We start from the raw sequence: 20,505 nt of genomic DNA, 5'->3' as shown, positions 1-20,505 counted from the left end.
TCTACTCTGTTATAATTCCCCACAATTTCAGTTAGCTAAAGTAGTAAAACATGTCTATCAGTTCCGTAATTAAATCTATTCAAGACATTATGCGTAAAGACGCAGGTGTAGATGGTGACGCACAGCGCCTTGGTCAAATGTCATGGCTATTATTCCTTAAAGTTTTCGATGCTCAGGAAGAAGAGCTAGAACTTGAACAAGATGATTACCAAGCACCGATAAACGAAAAATACTTATGGCGTAACTGGGCTGCAGATGCTGAAGGGATCACAGGCGAAAAGTTACTTGAGTTTGTGAATGATGACTTGTTCCATCATCTTAAAAATATGCCCGTTAATGGCGAGAAGAATCCCCGTGGTTTAGTTGTAAAAGCGGCATTCAGTGATGCTTTTAACTACATGAAAAACGGCACATTGCTTCGCCAAGTGATCAATAAGCTTAACGAAATTGATTTTACCGATTCAAAAGAGCGTCACTTATTCGGTGATATTTACGAGCAAATTCTTCGTGACTTGCAAAGCGCAGGTAATTCGGGTGAATTCTATACGCCTCGTGCGGTAACGCGATTTATTGTTAATCGCCTTGATCCTAAGCTGGGTGAAACCATTATGGATCCAGCATGTGGTACGGGTGGTTTCCTTGCTTGTTCAGTGGATCACGTTAAAGAACATTACGTGAAAACCGCAGCAGATCACCAAACACTGCAAACCCAAATTCACGGTGTTGAAAAGAAACAGCTACCGCACTTGTTATGTACTACTAACATGATGCTGCACGGCATTGAAGTACCAGTGCAAATCAAACATGGTAATACCTTAAACAAACCGTTGGCGAACTGGGACAGCAACATTAACGTGATTGCGACCAACCCGCCATTTGGTGGTACGGAAGAAGACGGCATTGAAAAGAACTTCCCAGCCGAGATGCAAACCCGTGAAACCGCCGATCTGTTCTTACAACTGATTGTAGAAGTGTTAGATCAAGATGGTCGTGCAGGCGTGGTATTGCCTGACGGTACGCTGTTTGGCGAAGGCGTTAAAACCAAAATCAAAAAAATGCTGACGGAAGAATGTAACCTACACACTATCGTGCGTTTACCAAATGGGGTATTTAACCCATACACAGGCATTAAAACCAACATTCTGTTCTTCACTAAAGGCAAACCAACCAAAGATGTATGGTTCTATGAGCACCCATACCCTGAAGGTGTGAAGAACTACAGCAAAACCAAACCAATGAAGTTTGAAGAGTTCCAGCAAGAGATTGATTGGTGGGGCAATGAAGCGGACGGTTTTGCAACACGTGTTGAAAATGAACATGCGTGGAAAGTCTCGATTGAAGACATTATTGCGCGTAACTTCAACTTAGACATTAAAAATCCGCACCAAGAAGAAGTGATTGCTCATGATCCCCAAGAGCTATTGGCAAGCTACCAACAGCAGCAACAAGAGATCACAGAATTACGTAATCAGTTAAAGAACATCTTGGGTGATGCGCTGAAATCATCAACTGGCAGCGAGGCGTGATCATGACAGTTGAAACGTTAATTACCCAACACATTGATACGTGGACATCAGCGGTAAAAACCAAATCCACTTCTGGGCGTGGCAGCAGCAAAAAATTAGAGCTGTATGGCATGAAGAAACTGCGTGAGCTGATTTTAGAATTGGCGGTGCGTGGTAAGTTAGTGCCGCAAGATCCGAATGATGAGCCTGCGTCTGTATTGCTTGAACGCATTGCGGCTGAAAAAGCACAGTTAGTGAAAGAGAAGAAAATTAAGAAGCCTAAATTGCTTCCGCCTCTGACTTCACAAGATCTTCCTAATTTGCCCCAAGGCTGGGAATGGGCGTATTTCCCTGATATCGCAGATTATGCGCCGGGTAAGACTCCTGCTACCAAAAACGCGACATATTGGGATGAAACAGAAAAAGGGGTTCCATGGATTAGTATTGCAGATCTTAATGATACAGGGACTGTAGAAACTTCATCAAAAAAAGTAAGTGAAGTAGCATGTGAGCAGGTATTCAAAAAGAATCCCGTACGTTCAGGCACTATGCTAATGAGCTTTAAATTGACGGTCGGCAAAGTTTCTATTTTAGATGTGGATGCCTACCATAATGAAGCCATTATTTCCATTTTTCCATATACAGGAATACAACAAAACTACTTGTTCAAAGTGCTTCCTAGCATTGCAAATTCAGGTAATAAGAAGAATGCCATTATGGGATTCACTCTTAACTCTGAGTCTTTAGCACTACTCACTATTCCAGTTCCTCCTACGATAGAACAACACCGCATCGTCGCTAAAGTCGATGAATTAATGACACTCTGCGATCAGCTTGAGCAACAAACTGAAGACAGCATTGAAGCGCATCAGTTGTTAGTGAGCACACTACTCAACACATTAACTCACTCAGCAGATGCCGATGAGTTAATGGAAAATTGGGCTCGCATTAGCGATCACTTCGATACATTATTCACCACAGAAGAGAGCATCGACCAGCTAAAACAAACCATTCTGCAACTGGCGGTGATGGGTAAACTTGTCCCACAAGATCCAAACGATGAACCTGCATCAGTGCTGTTAGAGCGTATTGCAGAAGAAAAAGCGCAGCTCATCAAAGAGAAGAAAATCAAAAAGCAAAAAGCACTACCGCCGATCGCTGATGATGAAAAGCCGTTTGACCTGCCGAATGGGTGGGAGTGGTGTCGTTTTTCAGATATGTCAAATGAGGTTGCTACAGGTCCATTTGGTTCCATGATTCATAAACGAGATTATATTGAGGGTGGAACTCCACTAATTAATCCATCACATATGATTGATTCCAAAATTATCGAAGATAATTCAATAACTGTCAGTGATATAAAAGTTAGTGAATTGAGTTCATACAAACTTTTTGAAAACGATATCGTAATGGCTAGACGTGGTGAGATGGGGCGTTGTGCTCTTGTAAGTAAACGTGAAGAAGGGTGGCTTTGCGGTACTGGAAGTTTTGTGTTGAAGTTTAATCAAAGTCTATCAAGGCAATACATACTTTTGATGTTTAGAACTAGTTATGTACGTGAGTATCTAGGTGGAAAGTCTATAGGTACAACGATGACAAATTTAAACCACGGTATTTTGAACAAAATGCCACTGTTATTGCCTCCGATAGCTCAGCAACATCGAATTGTTACTAAAGTCGAAGAAATGATGGTTTTATGTAACCAACTCAAAGCTCGCTTAGAACGATCTAAAACAACTCAATTACACCTCACTGACGCTATCGTTGAACAGGCTATATAACCATGGCAATTGTCTTCAATCAGCCTCAAACCATTGCGCAGTTGTTGGAGAAATCGCTTACGATTCCCGAGTACCAACGTCCATACAAATGGCAACCCAAGCACGTTAATCAACTGATTGATGACATTATTAATCACCGTACTAAGCCGTGTTATCGGCTTGGTACGGTGGTACTGCATCAAGACAAAGATTCAGAAAGTGCCGTACTTAATATCGTTGATGGTCAGCAGCGCTTGCTGACACTAACCTTGCTTTGCACCATTCTGGACGGTGAAGAGAACAGCATTTCATCTAGCTTGCTTGAGCATAGATTTGAATCATCGGTCAGTATCGAAAACCTCAAGAATAATGCACAACTGATATCTGAGCGAGTAGCGAACCTGCCTGCGACAGAAAAACAGGAACTACTCAATTTTGTACTTAACAAGTGCGAACTAATCCAAGTTACGTTGGATGATTTGAGTGAAGCATTCCAGTTTTTCGATTCACAAAATGCCCGTGGTAAAGCACTTGCTCCTCATGATTTGCTAAAGGCGTATCACTTACGTGAAATGATGGACTCGACAGAGCAAAATGAGCGTTTACATCACGTCAGCTTGTGGGAGCAAGGTGTAAACCCAGATGATGAGTCTGCAAATTTGCATACCATCATGGGGGAGTTCTTGTTCCGTATGCGCCGTTGGGTTGATGGTGACTACGGCATCCAGTTTAGTCGTCACAATATTGATGTATTCAAAGGTATTAACCTAGACAGCACACAGTACGCTTATGTCGATTCCATGCTTGCGCTAGATTATGCGATTGAAACCTTTAATGCCGATCCTGCGCGTAAATGGGACAAGCAAACTAAGGGCTATCCATTCCAAGTCGATCAGGTGATGATCAACGGGAAGCGCTTCTTTGAGTACATTCAGCACTACATGGCGATTCACTCAACCTTATTTGTCGGTAAAGATTCAAAGCTATTTTCATTCGTTGAGACACACACTAATTACCGTGGCAGCAACCGCGATGGGGATAACTACGTGCGAAACCTATTTTTGTGTGCCGTGATGTATTACTACGACAAGTTTGGAGATGTGGAGTTAGAGAAGGCGGCACAGATTTGTTATCGCTGGAGCTACTTCTTACGCCTTGAACTGCAACGCATTGGTATGGAGTCGGTAGACAATCACGCTAAAGCGCGTAATGGGTTATTCAGAGCCATTAGCAAAGCGGTTCACCCTCAGCAAGTGTTGAACTTTCAGCCGCCGTACATCAAAGAGCCTAAGTTCAACAACGCTAAGGACGTAGAGGCATCTATTGAAGCAATGAAATCGGGAAGTCTTAATGAGTCAAACTAATCAAGTAGAGCAGTTATCCGTTAAAGCGCTTTTCGATAGCAAAACGCAATACGTGATCCCTATTTATCAGCGTAACTACGCTTGGGGCGCGACAGAGATTGAACAGCTTATTCAAGATATCAGTGATGCCGCAGGGCTTATTACCCAAGCAGATGAAACCGTTACCGCCAAACAAGATAAGTATTATCTGGGTAGCCTAGTGGTGTATCAGCGTACAACGCATTCGCAGCAACATGTGGTGTATGAAACCATTGATGGTCAGCAAAGGCATACTACGCTTTCTATCTTATTGGCGTACCTAAAGCATCGAAATGTATTGGGTTGCGATGAACTTGAAGCGTTAGCGATCAACTTAACCTTTGACAGTCGCCCAAAGTCTTCCCGAGCGTTAGATGATATTTATTCGGGTAATACCAATGGCGAGTCAGAAGAGCCCAATATTCACGCTGCCTTCAACATTATTCAGCGTTACTTCAAAGCTAAGGGTTTAGATGATGAGCCGAAAACCAAGCAGTTCGTCGATTACCTATTAAAAAGTGTCACCATACTGAGAGTCGTTGTGCCGCCACAAACTGATCTTAACCATTATTTTGAGATCATGAATAACCGTGGTGAACAGCTAGAAAAGCATGAAGTATTAAAAGCGAAATTCATGGAGAGACTGGATAATGATGAAGAAATGGGCTGTTTTTCAACTATCTGGGATGCTTGTTCAAATATGGCGCGTTATACCCAGATGGGCTTTCAATCAGATCTACGAAAAGATGTATTCGGTGACGGTTGGCAGACGATGCCAGCTAGCTTTGATGCGATATTAGAAAAGCATACGAGCAAACAGCAAAAGCAAGATGCCATGACGTTGCGAGATATCATCAAACATAAAGCATCAAGCTCAAACAGTGATGATGAAGAGCGAGAGAAGGAAGAGCGTTTTGGTACGGTTATCGACTTCTCCAATTTTTTACTTCATGTGTTAAAACTAATGCAAACGGAAGAGAGCGTTTCGTTAGATGATAAGAAGCTGATCGATGCGTTTATCTCTAAAGATGACGGCTTGAAGGTGAGTGCCAAAGCGTTTGTTTATGAGCTACTTAAGTATCGTATTCTATTTGATCGTTACGTCATAAAACCTGATCAACACGATGACAAGCGTAAGTGGAGTTTGCTCACACTGGATAACTCCTCAAGCAGTTCGAGTTATTGCTATTTAAATTCATTTGATAAAGAAGAAGATAGCAAGCTAAATGAAAACATTCGCATGATATTGGCAATGTTCCATGTCTCGAACCCTGCTTTAGTTTACAAACGTTGGTTAAATGATGCGTTAAGTATTTTGAATAAGAATACAGCGCTGCAATCGAATTTTGTTGTTGATGGCGAAGTGTACTTAGCAGAGCTTGAACGCCTAAGTGATCGTTATTTTGAAGAAATCATAAACGATAAATGTTTAGCGTTTAGTGAAAGTGAGCCAGGGGTATTGCATCAAGGCACAGGCGTTCAGAACTTTGTGTTTAACAGGTTGGATTACCTACTATGGAAGCGTTTATCGAACAATGAATCGTTTGATAGTATCGGTAAAAAAGAACTTGGAAAGCATTTTGACGATTTTCAGTTTTCATTCCGAACATCTGTTGAGCATTACTTCCCACAAACCGATCCATCTGGAGCAAGAAAGATGGAAGACGTTGATCGCTTTGGAAACCTTTGCCTCATTTCTCCAAGCAGTAACTCAAGGCTGAGTAATTACTCCCCACAAGATAAGAAGAAATTCTATCAAGAGAACAATCGTGCCGAGAGTTTAAAACAAGCCATTATGATGAGCTATGCCGATTGGGGACCAGAAGGAAAAGGGATGATTAACATACAGAATCATGAAAAAGAGATGATTAATGTTTTGAAGAACTAGGTTGTTATAAAAATAGCATTCTTAGCACTTTGGCTTATGTTACTGAAATAATAAAATGAAATTGCTAACAGATTTAATTTCTACTCTAGGTAAAGAGACAAAAACTCTCAGTATTCGTGGTTTGCTTTATGATAGTGTTGAGCAAACCTCGAAAGGTACATATTTATTTACGCATTCTCAATCTTCCGATCAGTTTGAAACTCAATTGAGCTTTTTACATACTCTGTATCAGGATGGTCGTTTATTTAACCCTGAATACGCTTCAGTTGTTCAGGATAAAAAGGGGTTTAGTAAGCGTCACACTTCAAAAACTTCTCTGATTTCATCGAATAAGACAAGTAAAACTCAATCGATGTATGGATTATCCTCTGATGAGACAATGGAGTTTGAAGAACTTTTACGTGAAATGCGCCCAATGAATTTTGTTAGTAGCAAGCAGCTATCAAACTATATTGTGAAGCATAAATTAGGGAATAAATATCCAAATATTTCTGGCATTGCTCGTATGAGTAACGGCGAACGTGAATGGAATTTTGAAGGTGGATTTCCTCCTGAAATATATAAAATTATTTGCCAAGAATTAGATTTGTGTAATCAAGGAACAAGAAGTCGGGTGGTGGGTTTTTCGTCATTTGCTTCTTTAAGATAGTTTATTTAATTGGTATCAGATATGAGCCTTTACAATATTTCAAATAAAAGCCTAACTGCTTTAACGCAAACTACTTTTGCAACTGAGGGATTACTTGAACGTCAAGATTTACAAGAAGCGTTAAAAGGTTGTATTGGTGCTATTGCACCTGACTGCTTAGTTATTTCTGAGGAGTTTTCAGATTGGGAAGACAGTCGTCGGCGTATTGATTTACTCGCTATTGATAAAAGTGCCAACTTGGTTGTAATTGAATTAAAACGTGATGAAATTGGGGCTCATATGGAACTTCAGTCTTTACGTTATGCGGCCATGATATCGACGATGACGTTTGATAAAGCGTGTTCTTACTTTGAAGAATATATCGAAAAGGAAGAGTTAGATCTGAATGCGCGTCAAACTATTCTCGACTTTGTTGATTTGGATGAAAGCAGTTTAGATGACTTTGGCAATGATGTTCGTATTGTTTTAGCTTCGGCTGATTTTGGCAAAGAGCTGACAACATCAGTGCTTTGGTTACGTGATAAAGGGATTGATATAAGTTGTGTGCGATTAACGCCATATCGTTACAATGACGATGTTTTAATCAATGCAGAGCAAATCATTCCTGTTCCTGAGATTGAAGAGTATCAGGTTAAGTTCAGAGAGAAGCAGGTAGAACAACGAACGAGTAAAAAAACACAGCGTGATTACTCAAAATATCGTTTTAACGGACAGGTTTACAATAAACGTAAATTAGCATTAGCGATTTTAACGCATTGGATTAACTTTAAAAAACCAACGGACTTAGCTGAAATTCGCCGAGCTCTTGAAGGTTATAACCTACCACGAGCAGTTGCTATTTTTGAGCAAATCACAAGTAACCGTTTAGATCGTTATCATTCGTCTGAAAGTGATTTAATCACTTTGAATTCGGGTGAGGTTATCGCCATCTCTAATCAGTGGGGTAAAAATTTACCAAGATTATTAAAGGCTATGGGTCGATATGGGATTCATGCTGAGAAGGTAGAGGATTGAATTTAAAATTAATACCGTAGTAAAACTTCGGCATTCTAAGCTTTACTGCGGTTATTTTTTTTCACTTTCGTAGGTGGAGGAAGGTTACATTCGAGCCATTGATGATCGTGCTTATAAAGCCACATGAAACTAGCATAACAGTTCTTTTTTATTTCCTTACGTATTGTGAGGGGGTATTTCTGGCGATACCGTATAATACATACACGATGGCATCGTCGTCTCGATTCAAATCTACATTGTTTACGCCAAGACGCTAGTCCTTTCTCACTAGAGATAATTTGTTCAACAGCCCCTGAACTTATACCGCAATCATTTTTTAAGGTGCATCACTATGTTGCTTCTATTATTCAAATCTTCTTGTAATTCATGAGCGTGAAACATTAGTTCGGAGTATTTATGCTCTAATTGCTGTCTTGCTTCAACAGCATTGTCACGCTCAAGCCTGTAGCGTTCTTTTAGCTCTAACGCCTTTTTTAACTGAGCTTTTAACTTATCAACTTGATCTAATTCAACACCGCTAATTTCTACGTCTAGCCCTTTCGTCATCGCTTTATCGCGATTCTGGTTGTATTCATCAATCAGTGGCTTGGCATAAGCTACAAATTCTGGGAATTTATGCACATAGCTATTACCGAGCTTCGCTTCATTATTGACCTTATTAAGCGTCAATTTTCCTTTAGCCTTAACGTTGCGCGGAGTGCCATTTAGAAGGCGCTCTAGCGCCTCTCTCAAGCGTCCTTCAGTTAATTCCTTGCTACTCATGCCAATACCTTAATTTGCTGTGTAAATGGTTCAAAGGGGATTTTATGACTTTTAAGCGTGTGCTCAATGTGGCAAATTTTCTCTTTATATCCGACTAGGATACGACTGTATGCGTAATCGCCCATGTCATTCATAGCGGTAAATGCTTTAATTAGACGTTTACGCTGTGCTGCCATTTCTTTGGCGCTCTTGTCGGTGATAACAAGATGAGAGCAGGGCTTATCTTCAGCCGCAAAGCTTTCGATGCTACAAAGCCTTTCGCACTCAGAGTTTGTACAGTATGCGCCCGTAGGCAACAGGACAATTGACTTAGAGCCATTCTTAACTAAAACCTTAATTTCCTCTCGGCTCATAACAATAGTTTCACCGCGACCAAGACGTTCTTCCTTCTCCTTCATGATATCTTTGCTGCCACCACCACTTAGGTTTTCACTTCCGTTATAGATATCATCAAAAGCCTCAACTGCTAATTCCTCCATTGCTTCGTTGGCCTCTATCATCAGACTTTCATCCATGAGCAAGTCTTCGGCACGTGCTAATTGGGCGTAGTTCGCATACCAGTGGCTCATGTTTATATTTTTATGCTTGAATTGGTATTTAATTGTTTGAGCATTTCCTAGACGGTTACGTACTAAAAAGACAGCAAATGAACGTCGTAGGTCATGCAGCGAGAGTTTTGGCAACGAACCACCAACCGCCATTTCGCTATACCAATCTGGATTTAGAAAATTAAATTCATCCACTTCTTCTGGGGTTGCAACAATACCAAATTTCTCCAAATTTAAGCCGCTATTGAGTAATAAGAGGTATGCGCTTTGAACCTTGCCATAATATTCCATCCCCATATGAGTGCCAATGAATGCTGATGATAACTGTCTCATACCGCGCTGGTAAGCATCTATAGTGATATCACCGTTGTCGAACGCATCATTTAACACCACCTTGTGAATATCTCGCGCATATTGAGTCATATCATACGCAAGCTCTAGGGCTTTTAGGGCGATTGGGTGTGTCACCCACGTTTCTGTTTTAGCAACCCCTTTGTTAGCCTTGTAGGTTTTTCCCTGCAATACAGGCACACCCGCAATGACATGGTAAGAATTATGGTTAAAACTCAGCAATTCAGTTCTTCGAGCGCCAGAGAACAAAGCAACACACATCAAACAATCTTTAAGTATGCCATTAACCCATTTGCCCGTTTGGTCAAATCTATATTCAGGTATGGCTTCTCCCAGTTTATGAGCTTGTCTAGCAACCCTTTGGTTGAGTACTTTTACTTTCTTCTTAGGTAGGCTCGATACATGTAACTTACTCAGTTCATTGGCTAACTCAGAATCTCGAAGCTTTATGCCTTTACTCATCACAGCGGATATTTCTAAGCGGTGAGGGTGGTAAGTCTCAACCGTATCAATTACCCGTTGTAGCACCTTAGCGTGGATTGTGGATGGCATCGCTATGTACTGCTTACTTCCTTTATCGTTAGCTAAAACACGTAATTCGCTACATTTTACGTAACGGTCAAGAAGCCCTGCTGCGTTGAGGGTATTTATCGTAGTCGCTATGTGATCCATTGTGCTTTGAACATAACGCCCCTTTATGGATGACTTAAATTTACGATATTCAGTGTTATTAGAAAGTAGTGAAAAATCCGATTTTCCCCAAAATTTTGAGATGCGGGTTAATACATCTTTCCATCGCACCATTTGACTAACAGAAACATGATTGTCGGTAGATTTAGCCATGTTGTATTCAAGTAATTTACCAACGTATCGTTGTATATTAGCTCGGTGGCTTTCAGGCACAGCAGTAAAACTTACAGTTCTCAGATGTTCATTTCGCGCTGTATAATCCCATGCGCCATCGTATACCCTTGAGATACCTTGACCAGTAGAGTCAAATGAGACAAAGGGATTCTCATCAAATTCTTCTTGCAGTTTCAGTAAAATATTAGACATTAAATACCTCCAATGTATCGACTAGCCCACGCAAATTAGCAAAAAGTGGGTGCAAGGAAATCTCCATTTTTTGCTTGGCGCTTGCGTACTGCGCTGGTGCTTTTTGTTCAAATCGCGTTAATGTGCGGCTTAAAATTGCCTCAATCTCATAAAGCTTTTTCTTCGGTATGCTGTTCTGTGCTGGAATGTCTTTCATTTCAGTCACTTGCTCATAAAAGGATAGCATTAACCAAATATCTTGTTCGGATGCAACCAGTATGTGATATGGACAATCAAAACACTCTAAAAAGGCAGTACATTTTTTTTCATTCTTAACGAGGTCGATGGCTAAGTTTTTAAGCTTTCTGGTGATTTGGTCTTTTTTATTTGAGTCACCAGTACAGCGAATACCATGCGGCGCAATGGTTGTTGTTGGAATTTCGTGGCGTTTAAATCGCTCATTGTGGTCGTAATCAGACAATATATCGCTATGAAGAACTTTGGCGTTTTTTATCGACTCGGCAATTGATTCACCTCTGCCGATTTGCGCCTGTGTTTCCATCATCGCAGAAAGGTCGCGGTTGTGGTCTGCCTCAACACCACCCGAATAACTGCGTGTGACGACATTCAGCGTGTCATTTAGCCCTTGCGACACTAAATAAACATCTTCTGTTACTCGCATTAAAATATCAGATTTAGTTTTTCGAAATCGTGATGAATTAATCTGGCAAGCCAGTAATTTACCAATAAGGCTATTAACAGAACTTGGATTTGAACCATTTAAATTAAAGTCTTTAACTTCATGGTTTGTGTTGAGGTAAGGTATCAATGGTTGGTGATCAATGTCATCAACACCTGCGACAACGAAGTGTGACTTGGACACTTCTAGCCAATCTTCTAATAGCTGCTTGGTGTATTTAGAAAAGCCAAGTGAGTTATCAATTTGTTTATGTCCAGCTCTGCCTTTGACCCCATCAAATACATAATATCCTGAACCAATAGCCTTAAACTTTACATCACTGCGCTTCATGCCTTTCAGCACAGAGTCATTCATACCTGTTAGCATGAAAAATAGCTGTAGGGCGCATCGTGAGGCTTGATTTAACAATGCCACTCGTTTTAATGTTTTATCATCAAAAAGATTTTTTGTTCTGGCTATTGAGCTTGGTTGGACTGCCAGTTTAAATGCTCTCTTTTGACCATTGAGCTTGTTTCCTTTCCAACCTTGCTTTGCGTTCATTTCATTAAGCAAAGCCTCATCGAAAAAAGGATGAATGTCTGGATGGGTATCATTTTTAATGTGCTGGATCAATGCTCGATACCCTTTAGTCAGAATGCGACTGATTGGTTTTAGTTCTGTCTCAATATCAAGCGCACCTTGCTTGCCACTGGCTTCAAGGTTGCTAACTTCTGGCAAGTTTCTGGCATCTGATTCGCGACCAAGTTGCTTTAATATATATGCTAACCCACTTCGGATACTCAATGGTAAAGATGGGGTAACGCCATTTAACCTCAAGTTATTGAAATGTTTAATGCACCTTTCCATGTTATCGTTAGTGAGAGGGAGGGCTTGAGGCTCAAACTCATCAAGGTATTTTAGATAGCCAGCCAGTCCTACCGAAATATTATTATGATGAGTTAGGGTAGAGCCTGTTGGCTTTAGACGATATACCTCACGGATGAATTCATCTCGATTGGCAAACACCAGTTCGTCAGGGGTTTTGAATTCACCTTGATTACAGCCACCCCTAGCTAAGGTAGGCACTCCGCGATAACGAAGTCGCTTAAGCCAATATTTTTGACCTCTACCATTGTCGATACACATATCGTCAATAGATAACGGCTCAACACTGGCTGTTTTAGGTTTGGTGACGACTTTAATTGCCTTGCGTTTTCCAGCCATTATATTTCCTCTAGCTGATCTGAAAAACCATCCAGAACACCCGTGTAAATAAGCACATCTTCATAAATTTCATCTGCACTAGGTAGTTCTTGTGCAATTTTTAAATACTGTTGTGTTGTGTTGTAATCTTCGTGACCTAACAGGCTTGATACAATATCCAGCGCCTTATCGGGGTCGATTTTTCGCAATAACCGCCTAAAAATATCGACCGCAAACGTGGATCGTAAATTATGGAGTGAGCCAACCATTTTCCGATGTATATCAAGATTATGATTAACAGTATTGCGCACCTCCACCCATCGATTTGTGAAGTCTTGTAGGCGAGTAAACATAGGCATACCAGTTTGTGTGATGAACAAGTATTCTTTGTTTTTATCAATCGCATCATCACCACTGAATATTGCTGTATTGCCTTTTTCTTCCTGCTCTTTGCAATAAGACTTAAACTTAGCTAGCCGCTTTTTATAACGCTCGGATTGGGTGTAGTCGTAAAGTTCTTCCATGAGTCGGGCTGGCATAATAGTTTCGCGATTTTTATTGCCAGTTTCCTTTGTTTTCGTTAAAGAGCCGTATTTGTCGCCAACACCGAATTTTAGAACTTCGTTTTTGTAAACCTCTTTGCCTGCCTCGTTCACGAATTTCACAGGTTTAACAATTTGACCTAGATGCAGGCTTGCAGCTTCTTCTCGACGCAAGCCTGCAAAGCGGCAAATCATAAAATGAAGACTGAATTCATAAGGTAAGGAAGCCATTTTTGTTGCAGACTTGCCGTGACGAACAACTCTTTTAGTTTTAGTTATGATGTTCTGCGCCAATTGCCACTCTTTGTTGGTAAATGGTCTTAGGTCACGCCGAAAATTTTCTATCGGGCTTCCGCTGCTGCGTGATGGTTTTGGAAAACTGAGGCGTAAATCAGTGGTATGAATGGCTTTTGTCATATACGCCCGCATGTTTGTACCACTGGCTTGATAGTTGATGTTTACAATTTCATGCAAAAATGGAGGATTATTAAATTGATAACCTAATATCAAGTGATGCTTGTAAAAGGCAACAACTGCATTTATATAGGCTTTGGCTGTTGTTCTTGCCATTGCATCTGCTGGATTTTCTTGATTCAGAACTAGATCTTTTAATGCGTCACGGTAAAGATAAGTTAACTTGTCAGATTTTCGTTTAGGAAAGTGATTCCAGTCAGGGCGTGGATTGTCGTATAGCTCATCATACAAATCTTCATCATAAGCCTCATCCCAAGCTTCTTGGTGCTGAATGATAAATGAAAAATAGTGTACGAGTGCGTTTGATAACTGGTTACTGTTTAGTTTTTCGTTGTCGATATGATGGGCGAGTAGAAATTCATTTACATAATTCATCGGCTCAAAAGAAACCAACTTTTCGTTATCGTCATAACCAACTTTGTTAAGCAATGCTATTTGTCTAATAACAATACCTTTATCATTTTCTCTATATCTAGAAACGACCTCGCCATTTGCATCAATTTCTAATACAGGTCTTCTATACAGATAATTTTTAAGTGTGGAGGTTTCGATAACGTATCTAACCATGTGAAAATTTATCCTATAAGGCAATCCATTAGATATACACTATAGGTTAAATTCTCATGTTTTAAAGTTATTTTTTAACATTTATTATAAAAAGAGTGTTGATGCATGTCGGCGTAAGTAGTCACACCACCTTTCACCATTTCAACGTTACCTAGTTGTGCACCAATACGCACCATTTCACGAGATACTAGCTTTTTCTCTAATGGGAAAATGTAGCGGTGAAGGCGATCTGGCACATCATCAGCTAATGAGCGAAATACCGTCATAGAAGCGTGAGTATGGGTATTGATCAAACCTGGCATCACAATATCACCATCAACATCAATGGTTTTTGCAGGCTTATATTCACCAATGTTTGAACCATCTGTCACAGCGACGATTTTATTATCTTTAATTACTACTAAGCCACGGTCGAAAATAGTGCGATCACGATCCATGGTTAGGATTTGCCCATTTTTGATCAAAATATCAACATTTTCGATCGCAAAAGCAGAACTGCTAGCAAGAGATAAAGTAGCTAATGAGGCAGCTAATAACGTTTTCTTTAACATCAAATATCACCGAAGAGATGGGGTTTTTCGCAGATAATACCGAGTAATTTTTTGTTGAAAATAAGAATTTTATTTATTGCTATTATTTGTGATCTTTATCGCTATTGTTGATTATAAAAATACTATTTTAGAATAAAATTACAATGTAATCGTTTGCGTTTGGTCTATTTAATGATAAATAACTTTTGTAGTAACAAGAAAAAAGTGATGTGAGGCTTGGTAAAGATCCTAATTTTATGAACGCACGTTGAAAGAGATAATACTTTTTTATTTTCGATATGTGGTTTAGTATATATCGAAATTTCTAGGAGCACTTTATGTCACGCAAATTGGTTTTAGCTACCGCAGCTGTTTTCTCGCTTTTTTCAATTTCAGCTTCTGCTGCTGATAACAATATTACCGTTTTTGCTGCTTCGTCATTAACCAATGCGTTAAATGATATAGCCGCCAAATACCAACAAGAAACAGGCGTAAAAACGACGCTATCTTTCGCATCCTCTTCTGCGTTAGCACGTCAAGTGGCATTAGGTGCACCTGCGAATATTTACCTTTCCGCTAACGAAAAGTGGATGGACTATGTCGAGCAGCAGGGCGCTGTGATTGATAACAGTCGTGTTGATGTGTTGAAAAATAGCTTAGTGATGGTGGCACCAACGGACTATCCTCAAAATAATATTTCAATTTCTGCTAGCTGGGATTTAAGCAAAGCATTAGATGGTACACGTTTGGCTGTGGGCAATCCTGACAATGTACCAGCAGGGCGCTATGCTAAACAGTCATTAGAATTTATGCATTTGTGGAAGCAAGCGGAGCCACTATTGGCACGTGCTAATAATGTACGTTCTGCGTTAGTGTTAGTTGAGCGTGGCGAAGCCAAATTGGGTATCGTATATAAAACCGATGCGGAAATTTCCAAGAAAGTAAAAATTGTGGCGACATTCCCAGAAGATTCTCATAAGCCAATCACTTACCCTATGGCATTAGTAAAAGGCAATGACACGCCAGCGGCAAAGGCGTTTTATCAATATTTACAGCATGATGAAGCCAAAGCTATTTTCAAACAGTATGGTTTTGGTACTGTTAAATAATCACATTTGTCTTAATGTCATTTAAGACGAAAATAATACGCAATGAAGAGCACTGAATAAGATATTTCGGTGCTTTTTTGTTTATTTTAAGAGCAATTACGATGTTTTATGGAAATCGTTACTGACTCTAGTTAGCTGATTACTTATGCTACCGCTATGATTAAAACCCCTGTGCTTGAAAGTGCATAGGTTTGTGGTTTGAAACACAGGATTGTTTGCTTTGCTAACAGATTATGAATTACAAGCGCTACTGCTCAGTTTAAAAATTTCAAGTGTGGCAGTGCTATGTAGCCTTCCTTTCGGCATTGCTTGTGCTTGGTTATTAGCACGCCGTAATTTTTGGGGTAAATCCTTACTTGATGGGATGATCCACCTGCCATTAGTGTTACCTCCTGTCGTTATTGGTTATTTGCTATTGATCTCCATGGGACGCCAAGGGGTAATAGGTAAGTGGCTGTATGACTGGTTTGGTTTTAGCTTTAGTTTTAGCTGGCGTGGAGCGGCGTTGGCTGTTGCAGTGGTGTCATTTCCGCTGATGGTTCGTTCGATCCGCTTAGCGTTAGAAGGAGTCGATAAAAAGCTAGAACAAGCGGCGCGTACATTAGGTGCATCACCATTACGGGTATTCATGACCATTACCTTGCCTTTAACGATCCCCGGTATTCTGACAGGGACCATTTTAGCCTTTGCGCGTGCCTTAGGTGAGTTTGGTGCCACTATTACTTTTGTGTCGAATATTCCAGGACAAACCCAAACGATCCCATTAGCCATGTATTCCTTTATTGAAACACCGGGTGCAGAAAGTGAAGCAGCCCGTTTATGTGTGGTAGCGATTGTGATTGCGCTTTCTTCATTGTTTGCTTCTGAGTGGTTAACTCGTATGGCAAGAAAACGCTTGGAAGTGATGTAATGTCGGAAAGTAAACGATTAAAGATCCAGTTTAAGCAACAGCTTGGTGATTTGGCTTTAGATGTTGATTTAAACGTACCGATGAAAGGGATCACTGCGATTTTTGGACGCTCTGGAGCAGGTAAAACCTCATTAGTAAATGTGTTATCAGGGCTGACTAAACCCGATCAGGGTGAGATCAAACTTGGTGATCACACCTTATATAACAGCGCAAAGAAGATCTTCTTATCACCGGATAAGCGAAAGATTGGCTATGTATTCCAAGATGCGCGTTTGTTTCCTCATTACAGCGTACAAGGTAATTTAAACTACGGCGTAAAAGTGCCTGATGAAGCGCATTTTAATGATGTCGTAAAACTGCTTGGTATCGAGCCTTTATTACACCGTTACCCCTCGTCACTTTCTGGAGGCGAGAAACAGCGTGTTGCCATTGGTCGAGCATTACTGACAAAGCCTGATATGTTGTTAATGGATGAGCCATTAGCATCTCTGGATATGCCGCGTAAACAGGAATTAATGCCATATCTAGAGCGATTAGCAAAAAGTGTAAATACCCCAATTATTTATGTCACTCATAGCCTTGATGAGATCTTGCGTCTTGCTGATTCTATGGTGATGCTAAACCAAGGCAAAGTAGTGATTTCTGGTCATGTTAACTCGGTGTGGAGTTCACCAGAAATGCGCCCATGGTTACCTGCAAAAGAACAAAGCTCACTGCTTAGTGCTCGAGTGAATTACAACCATCCTAAATATGCGTTAACGCAGGTGATGTTAAGTCATAACTCTTTCCTATGGGTGAGTCGTTTACATCAACAACGTGGTGAGTGGGTCAGAGTACGTATTTTCTCTAACGATGTCTCTATTGCCCGCGAAATGCCATTACAAACCAGTATCCGTAATATTTTGGCGGCGAGAGTCGATAAAATTCATTATGCTGAAGATGAGCGTGTTGAAGTGAAACTTCGTGTTGGTGAAACACACTTATGGGCAAATATTACCGCATGGGCAGCAGATGAGTTGGATTTGAAAATTGGTGAGCAGGTTTATGCCCAAATTAAGGGTGTGAATGTCACTAAAGATGATTTAGCTTAGCCATACTTAATATGACGATAGTTAAAGAATTATACCCAAGTCAAGGAAAGAAACTCACCCTTTGGAAACATGTTACAGCCCTGATTCCAGTGTCACGCAACTTGGAAATAGACAATTATTACACTTCGTTGCTTTCCTTAAACTCGATGTGTGACAACGTTCTGAATCCGTTAATTTGAAGTCATTTAGGTACAAGCTGTTTTTTTATCCTGCAAAGCGAGCTTGTAAGACCAAAGTATTGCCGTTATTTGTCTAAGAGCAAAGTTTTTAAAAGTTAATTCTAAAAGCCTCGTAACTATAGTTGAGTTTGAACGAACTTAGTTTGGTTGAAGAATCAGTAGTATACTATTGCCGTGATATTATGAACTTCTGAGTTTTAACGGGTCTTACATTTGCTGGTTGTTGAATAATATTCCAATATTGAGTAATCGATTTTTCAAATATGAATAAAATGGGATTATATTATTACTTCGGACTAATTATAAAATGACCTTAATTTATTTGGGGGGATTTTGTTAGGTTAATGTCTATATATAATAACAATTTAATTATAAATTTAACTTAATTGTTTTGAGTAATGGATTTATTTAAAACAATTAACTATCATTGATAGCGAAAACTATTAACAATAATTGTACCTTTGTTTTTTATCATTAACTTATCGTTGTCTTTTAACAGTGATAATTGAAAAATTAATAATCAGCTATAGCGATACAAATGTATTTAATTGCATAATAGCTTAATATTATCATTGCTAGGTTTGTGATTGAAATGTGTTAATTGTAAGTGAAATTAAGGTGTTAGCGCTTTCATCATTTCACAGTCAGTGAAAACTGGAATATCATCAAATAATAAGAATAACAATTTAGTCAGTTTTAAATAGGTAATAGTAAATAGTAATGGAGAAAGTTGAATTTACGACGATCAGTGATCGTTTAATTTCTGTTATTAAGAAAGACATTCTCAATGGGACTTATCAGCCTGGGCAGAAGTTAGTACTTAATGATTTAAAAGCACATTATAAAGTAGGGGGCTCACCACTACGTGAAGCAATGGTGCAATTAGCGTGGCAAAAATACTTGGTGATGAAGCCACAAAAAGGTTTTTGGGTTGCTGATGTATCGCTTGATGAATTAAGGCATATTATTCAGAGTCGTTTTGCTATTGGTCGTTTAGCGTTGAAAGAAGCAGTGGCTGTCGGCGATGAGCAATGGGAGTTAAATATCCTTACTGCTTTTCATAAACTTAGTCGTTTAGATCCTGACTCTGAAGACTTTGATGTGGATGAGTGGGATAAACGCCATAAAGAGTTTCACCTTGCCATTGTTGAATGTAAAGGATCTGAATTTCTGTTAGACATCCTTTCTCATATTTACGATCAACAAGATCGTTATCGTCATTTCTTATTGGGGAAAGATATCGCGCCTGTGAATCGTTATCATGATCATGGTGAACATGAAGCGGTGATGAATGCTGTTTTACGACGAGATGCTGATCTTGCAAGTAAATTACTGTATGCGCATGTAGAGCGTTTATATACCAGTATTGAACAAGCAACATGCCTAAGCTCAATTTCAGGTAACTTACGATACTAAGACCCGAATTCAGCTTCGAAGTGCGACACTATCTAATATCAAGCGGCCATTGCCATTTCTTTGAAAATAACGGCTGGTTGCTTGAACCCTAAACACTTTTTAGGATGGTTGTTAATCCTTGATTGAGCAAACTGAATATCGTCATCAGTCACCGTTCTCAAGTCCCTTCCTTTCTTCACATATTGCCTTAAATGGCGATAGAGCTTACCACCCTGACGTTTGTCTTGGCCGATATGGTGATAAATCCATTCGTGGCTGATTGATGCTCTTGCTTTTGTCTGAACATTCGCAACCTCCTCAGGACTCCAATCTACGCTAAGCAATAGATGGACAAATTTAATACGCTCAACGGGTATTCGATACTTATGAGCATGCTATCAGAAGATGCGTGAACGTGTTTGGGACAATATTGGCCGCTTGCTCGGTTTCTTTTCAACTCACTATAAAACTTCGTACGGTGGCACTTCACTTTTTGGGCAATGTCAGAGATTGAAATTCCAAGTTATAAAGGGTAGAAATCTGTATTTTCTCCCCTCGGTGAATTGCTGATAACTCATGGTAGTACTGCTTGTTTCATTGGCGAGAAGAGCGTACCACTTTCAGCAGTTTGCCTTCTCGTCTCCGCCTTTCTATGAGCGTTGCACTTATTATATAAAACCTGGTGTATTATAAAGTAGGGGACTCACCACTACGTAAAGCAATGTTACAGTTAGCATGACAAAGTACTTGGTAATGAAGTCAAAAGAAGGATTTGGGTTATTGATGTATTTCTAGATGAATTAAGACTTCACAAGAGAGCAAAATTAGCACTATTCGTTTCTTCGGTTGTTTTCGATATGTTTATAGATTTGATTGAGTGTCAATATATCTCTATTGATCAGGTACTGTTGATTTTCATTAGTTCCGTGCAG

The 20,505-nt window shown here is 39.9% G+C and carries 15 protein-coding genes and 2 pseudogenes; 10 read left to right on the top strand and 7 right to left on the bottom strand.

The annotated features are described in order from the left end of the window. Window positions 1-50 precede the first annotated feature (50 nt). From Q7674_RS05105 to Q7674_RS05080, 6 genes are read left to right on the top strand one after another with little or no spacing between them, the layout of a single operon-like run. Window positions 51-1,526, top strand: a complete 1,476-nt coding sequence (locus Q7674_RS05105; protein WP_045062143.1) for an N-6 DNA methylase — start codon at window positions 51-53, stop codon at window positions 1,524-1,526. A 2-nt stretch (window positions 1,527-1,528) separates the two neighbouring features. Beyond that, complete coding sequence (locus Q7674_RS05100) at window positions 1,529-3,286, top strand: restriction endonuclease subunit S (protein ID WP_045062145.1); 1,758 nt, start codon at window positions 1,529-1,531, stop codon at window positions 3,284-3,286. A 2-nt stretch (window positions 3,287-3,288) separates the two neighbouring features. Then, entirely contained in the window at window positions 3,289-4,629 is a 1,341-nt protein-coding gene (locus tag Q7674_RS05095) for a DUF262 domain-containing protein (protein ID WP_045062147.1), read from the top strand. After that, on the top strand, window positions 4,616-6,535 hold the full coding sequence (locus Q7674_RS05090) for a DUF262 domain-containing protein (protein ID WP_045062149.1): 1,920 nt from the start codon (window positions 4,616-4,618) through the stop codon (window positions 6,533-6,535). Before Q7674_RS05095 ends, Q7674_RS05090 begins: the two co-directional genes overlap by 14 nt. Before the next feature lie 55 nt (window positions 6,536-6,590). After that, window positions 6,591-7,184 carry a hypothetical protein gene (locus Q7674_RS05085; RefSeq protein WP_052679844.1) on the top strand — a complete coding sequence of 198 codons (594 nt, stop codon included), beginning with the start codon at window positions 6,591-6,593 and terminating at the stop codon, window positions 7,182-7,184. A gap of 21 nt (window positions 7,185-7,205) precedes the next feature. Next, window positions 7,206-8,198: a PDDEXK family nuclease gene (locus tag Q7674_RS05080; protein WP_045062150.1), complete on the top strand. Its 993-nt coding sequence runs from the start codon at window positions 7,206-7,208 to the stop codon at window positions 8,196-8,198. A 35-nt stretch (window positions 8,199-8,233) separates the two neighbouring features. Here Q7674_RS05080 and Q7674_RS21870 read toward each other — a convergent pair whose 3' ends face one another. The 6 genes and pseudogenes from Q7674_RS21870 to Q7674_RS05055 all read right to left on the bottom strand — a co-directional run. Next, window positions 8,234-8,500 (bottom strand): TnsD family Tn7-like transposition protein, encoded by a 267-nt coding sequence (locus tag Q7674_RS21870; protein ID WP_080892161.1) that lies wholly within the window; start codon window positions 8,498-8,500, stop codon window positions 8,234-8,236. Window positions 8,501-8,507: 7 nt separating this feature from the next. Next, window positions 8,508-8,960, bottom strand: coding sequence for a hypothetical protein (locus Q7674_RS05075; protein ID WP_045062151.1), 453 nt, complete (start codon window positions 8,958-8,960; stop codon window positions 8,508-8,510). After that, window positions 8,957-10,915 (bottom strand): hypothetical protein, encoded by a 1,959-nt coding sequence (locus Q7674_RS05070; RefSeq protein ID WP_045062152.1) that lies wholly within the window; start codon window positions 10,913-10,915, stop codon window positions 8,957-8,959. Before Q7674_RS05070 ends, Q7674_RS05075 begins: the two co-directional genes overlap by 4 nt. Further along, window positions 10,908-12,797, bottom strand: coding sequence for a hypothetical protein (locus tag Q7674_RS05065; RefSeq protein ID WP_045062153.1), 1,890 nt, complete (start codon window positions 12,795-12,797; stop codon window positions 10,908-10,910). Before Q7674_RS05065 ends, Q7674_RS05070 begins: the two co-directional genes overlap by 8 nt. Further along, complete coding sequence (locus Q7674_RS05060; protein ID WP_045062154.1) at window positions 12,797-14,359, bottom strand: site-specific integrase; 1,563 nt, start codon at window positions 14,357-14,359, stop codon at window positions 12,797-12,799. Before Q7674_RS05060 ends, Q7674_RS05065 begins: the two co-directional genes overlap by 1 nt. A 101-nt stretch (window positions 14,360-14,460) precedes the next feature. Then, window positions 14,461-14,913, bottom strand: a pseudogene (locus Q7674_RS05055) (amidohydrolase family protein); the annotation flags it as partial. Window positions 14,914-15,227: 314 nt separating this feature from the next. On the opposite strand from Q7674_RS05055, the gene modA reads away from it, so the two are divergent. The 4 genes from modA to Q7674_RS05035 all read left to right on the top strand — a co-directional run bounded on the left by modA (window position 15,228) and on the right by Q7674_RS05035 (window position 19,594). Then, window positions 15,228-15,998 (top strand): molybdate ABC transporter substrate-binding protein, encoded by a 771-nt coding sequence (gene modA / locus Q7674_RS05050; RefSeq protein WP_045062156.1) that lies wholly within the window; start codon window positions 15,228-15,230, stop codon window positions 15,996-15,998. 220 nt (window positions 15,999-16,218) lie between these two features. Then, the gene (gene modB / locus Q7674_RS05045) at window positions 16,219-16,908 is read left to right on the top strand and encodes a molybdate ABC transporter permease subunit (RefSeq protein WP_045062158.1); all 690 of its coding nucleotides are present in this window, start codon (window positions 16,219-16,221) and stop codon (window positions 16,906-16,908) included. Further along, the gene (modC, locus tag Q7674_RS05040) at window positions 16,908-17,999 is read left to right on the top strand and encodes a molybdenum ABC transporter ATP-binding protein ModC (RefSeq protein WP_045062160.1); all 1,092 of its coding nucleotides are present in this window, start codon (window positions 16,908-16,910) and stop codon (window positions 17,997-17,999) included. Before modB ends, modC begins: the two co-directional genes overlap by 1 nt. Window positions 18,000-18,898: 899 nt before the next feature. Next, window positions 18,899-19,594, top strand: a complete 696-nt coding sequence (locus tag Q7674_RS05035; RefSeq protein WP_052671769.1) for an FCD domain-containing protein — start codon at window positions 18,899-18,901, stop codon at window positions 19,592-19,594. A 38-nt stretch (window positions 19,595-19,632) separates the two neighbouring features. On the opposite strand, the pseudogene Q7674_RS05030 reads toward Q7674_RS05035, so the two are convergent. Continuing rightward, window positions 19,633-20,151, bottom strand: a pseudogene (locus Q7674_RS05030) (hypothetical protein). Window positions 20,152-20,505: the final 354 nt, after the last annotated feature.

It is taken from the genome of Photobacterium leiognathi (genome assembly GCF_030685535.1).
In the GTDB taxonomy this organism is placed as follows: Bacteria; Pseudomonadota; Gammaproteobacteria; order Enterobacterales; family Vibrionaceae; genus Photobacterium; species Photobacterium leiognathi.
Note: the sequence above shows the minus strand (reverse complement) of the source record. Positions and strands in the feature narration are given on the sequence as shown.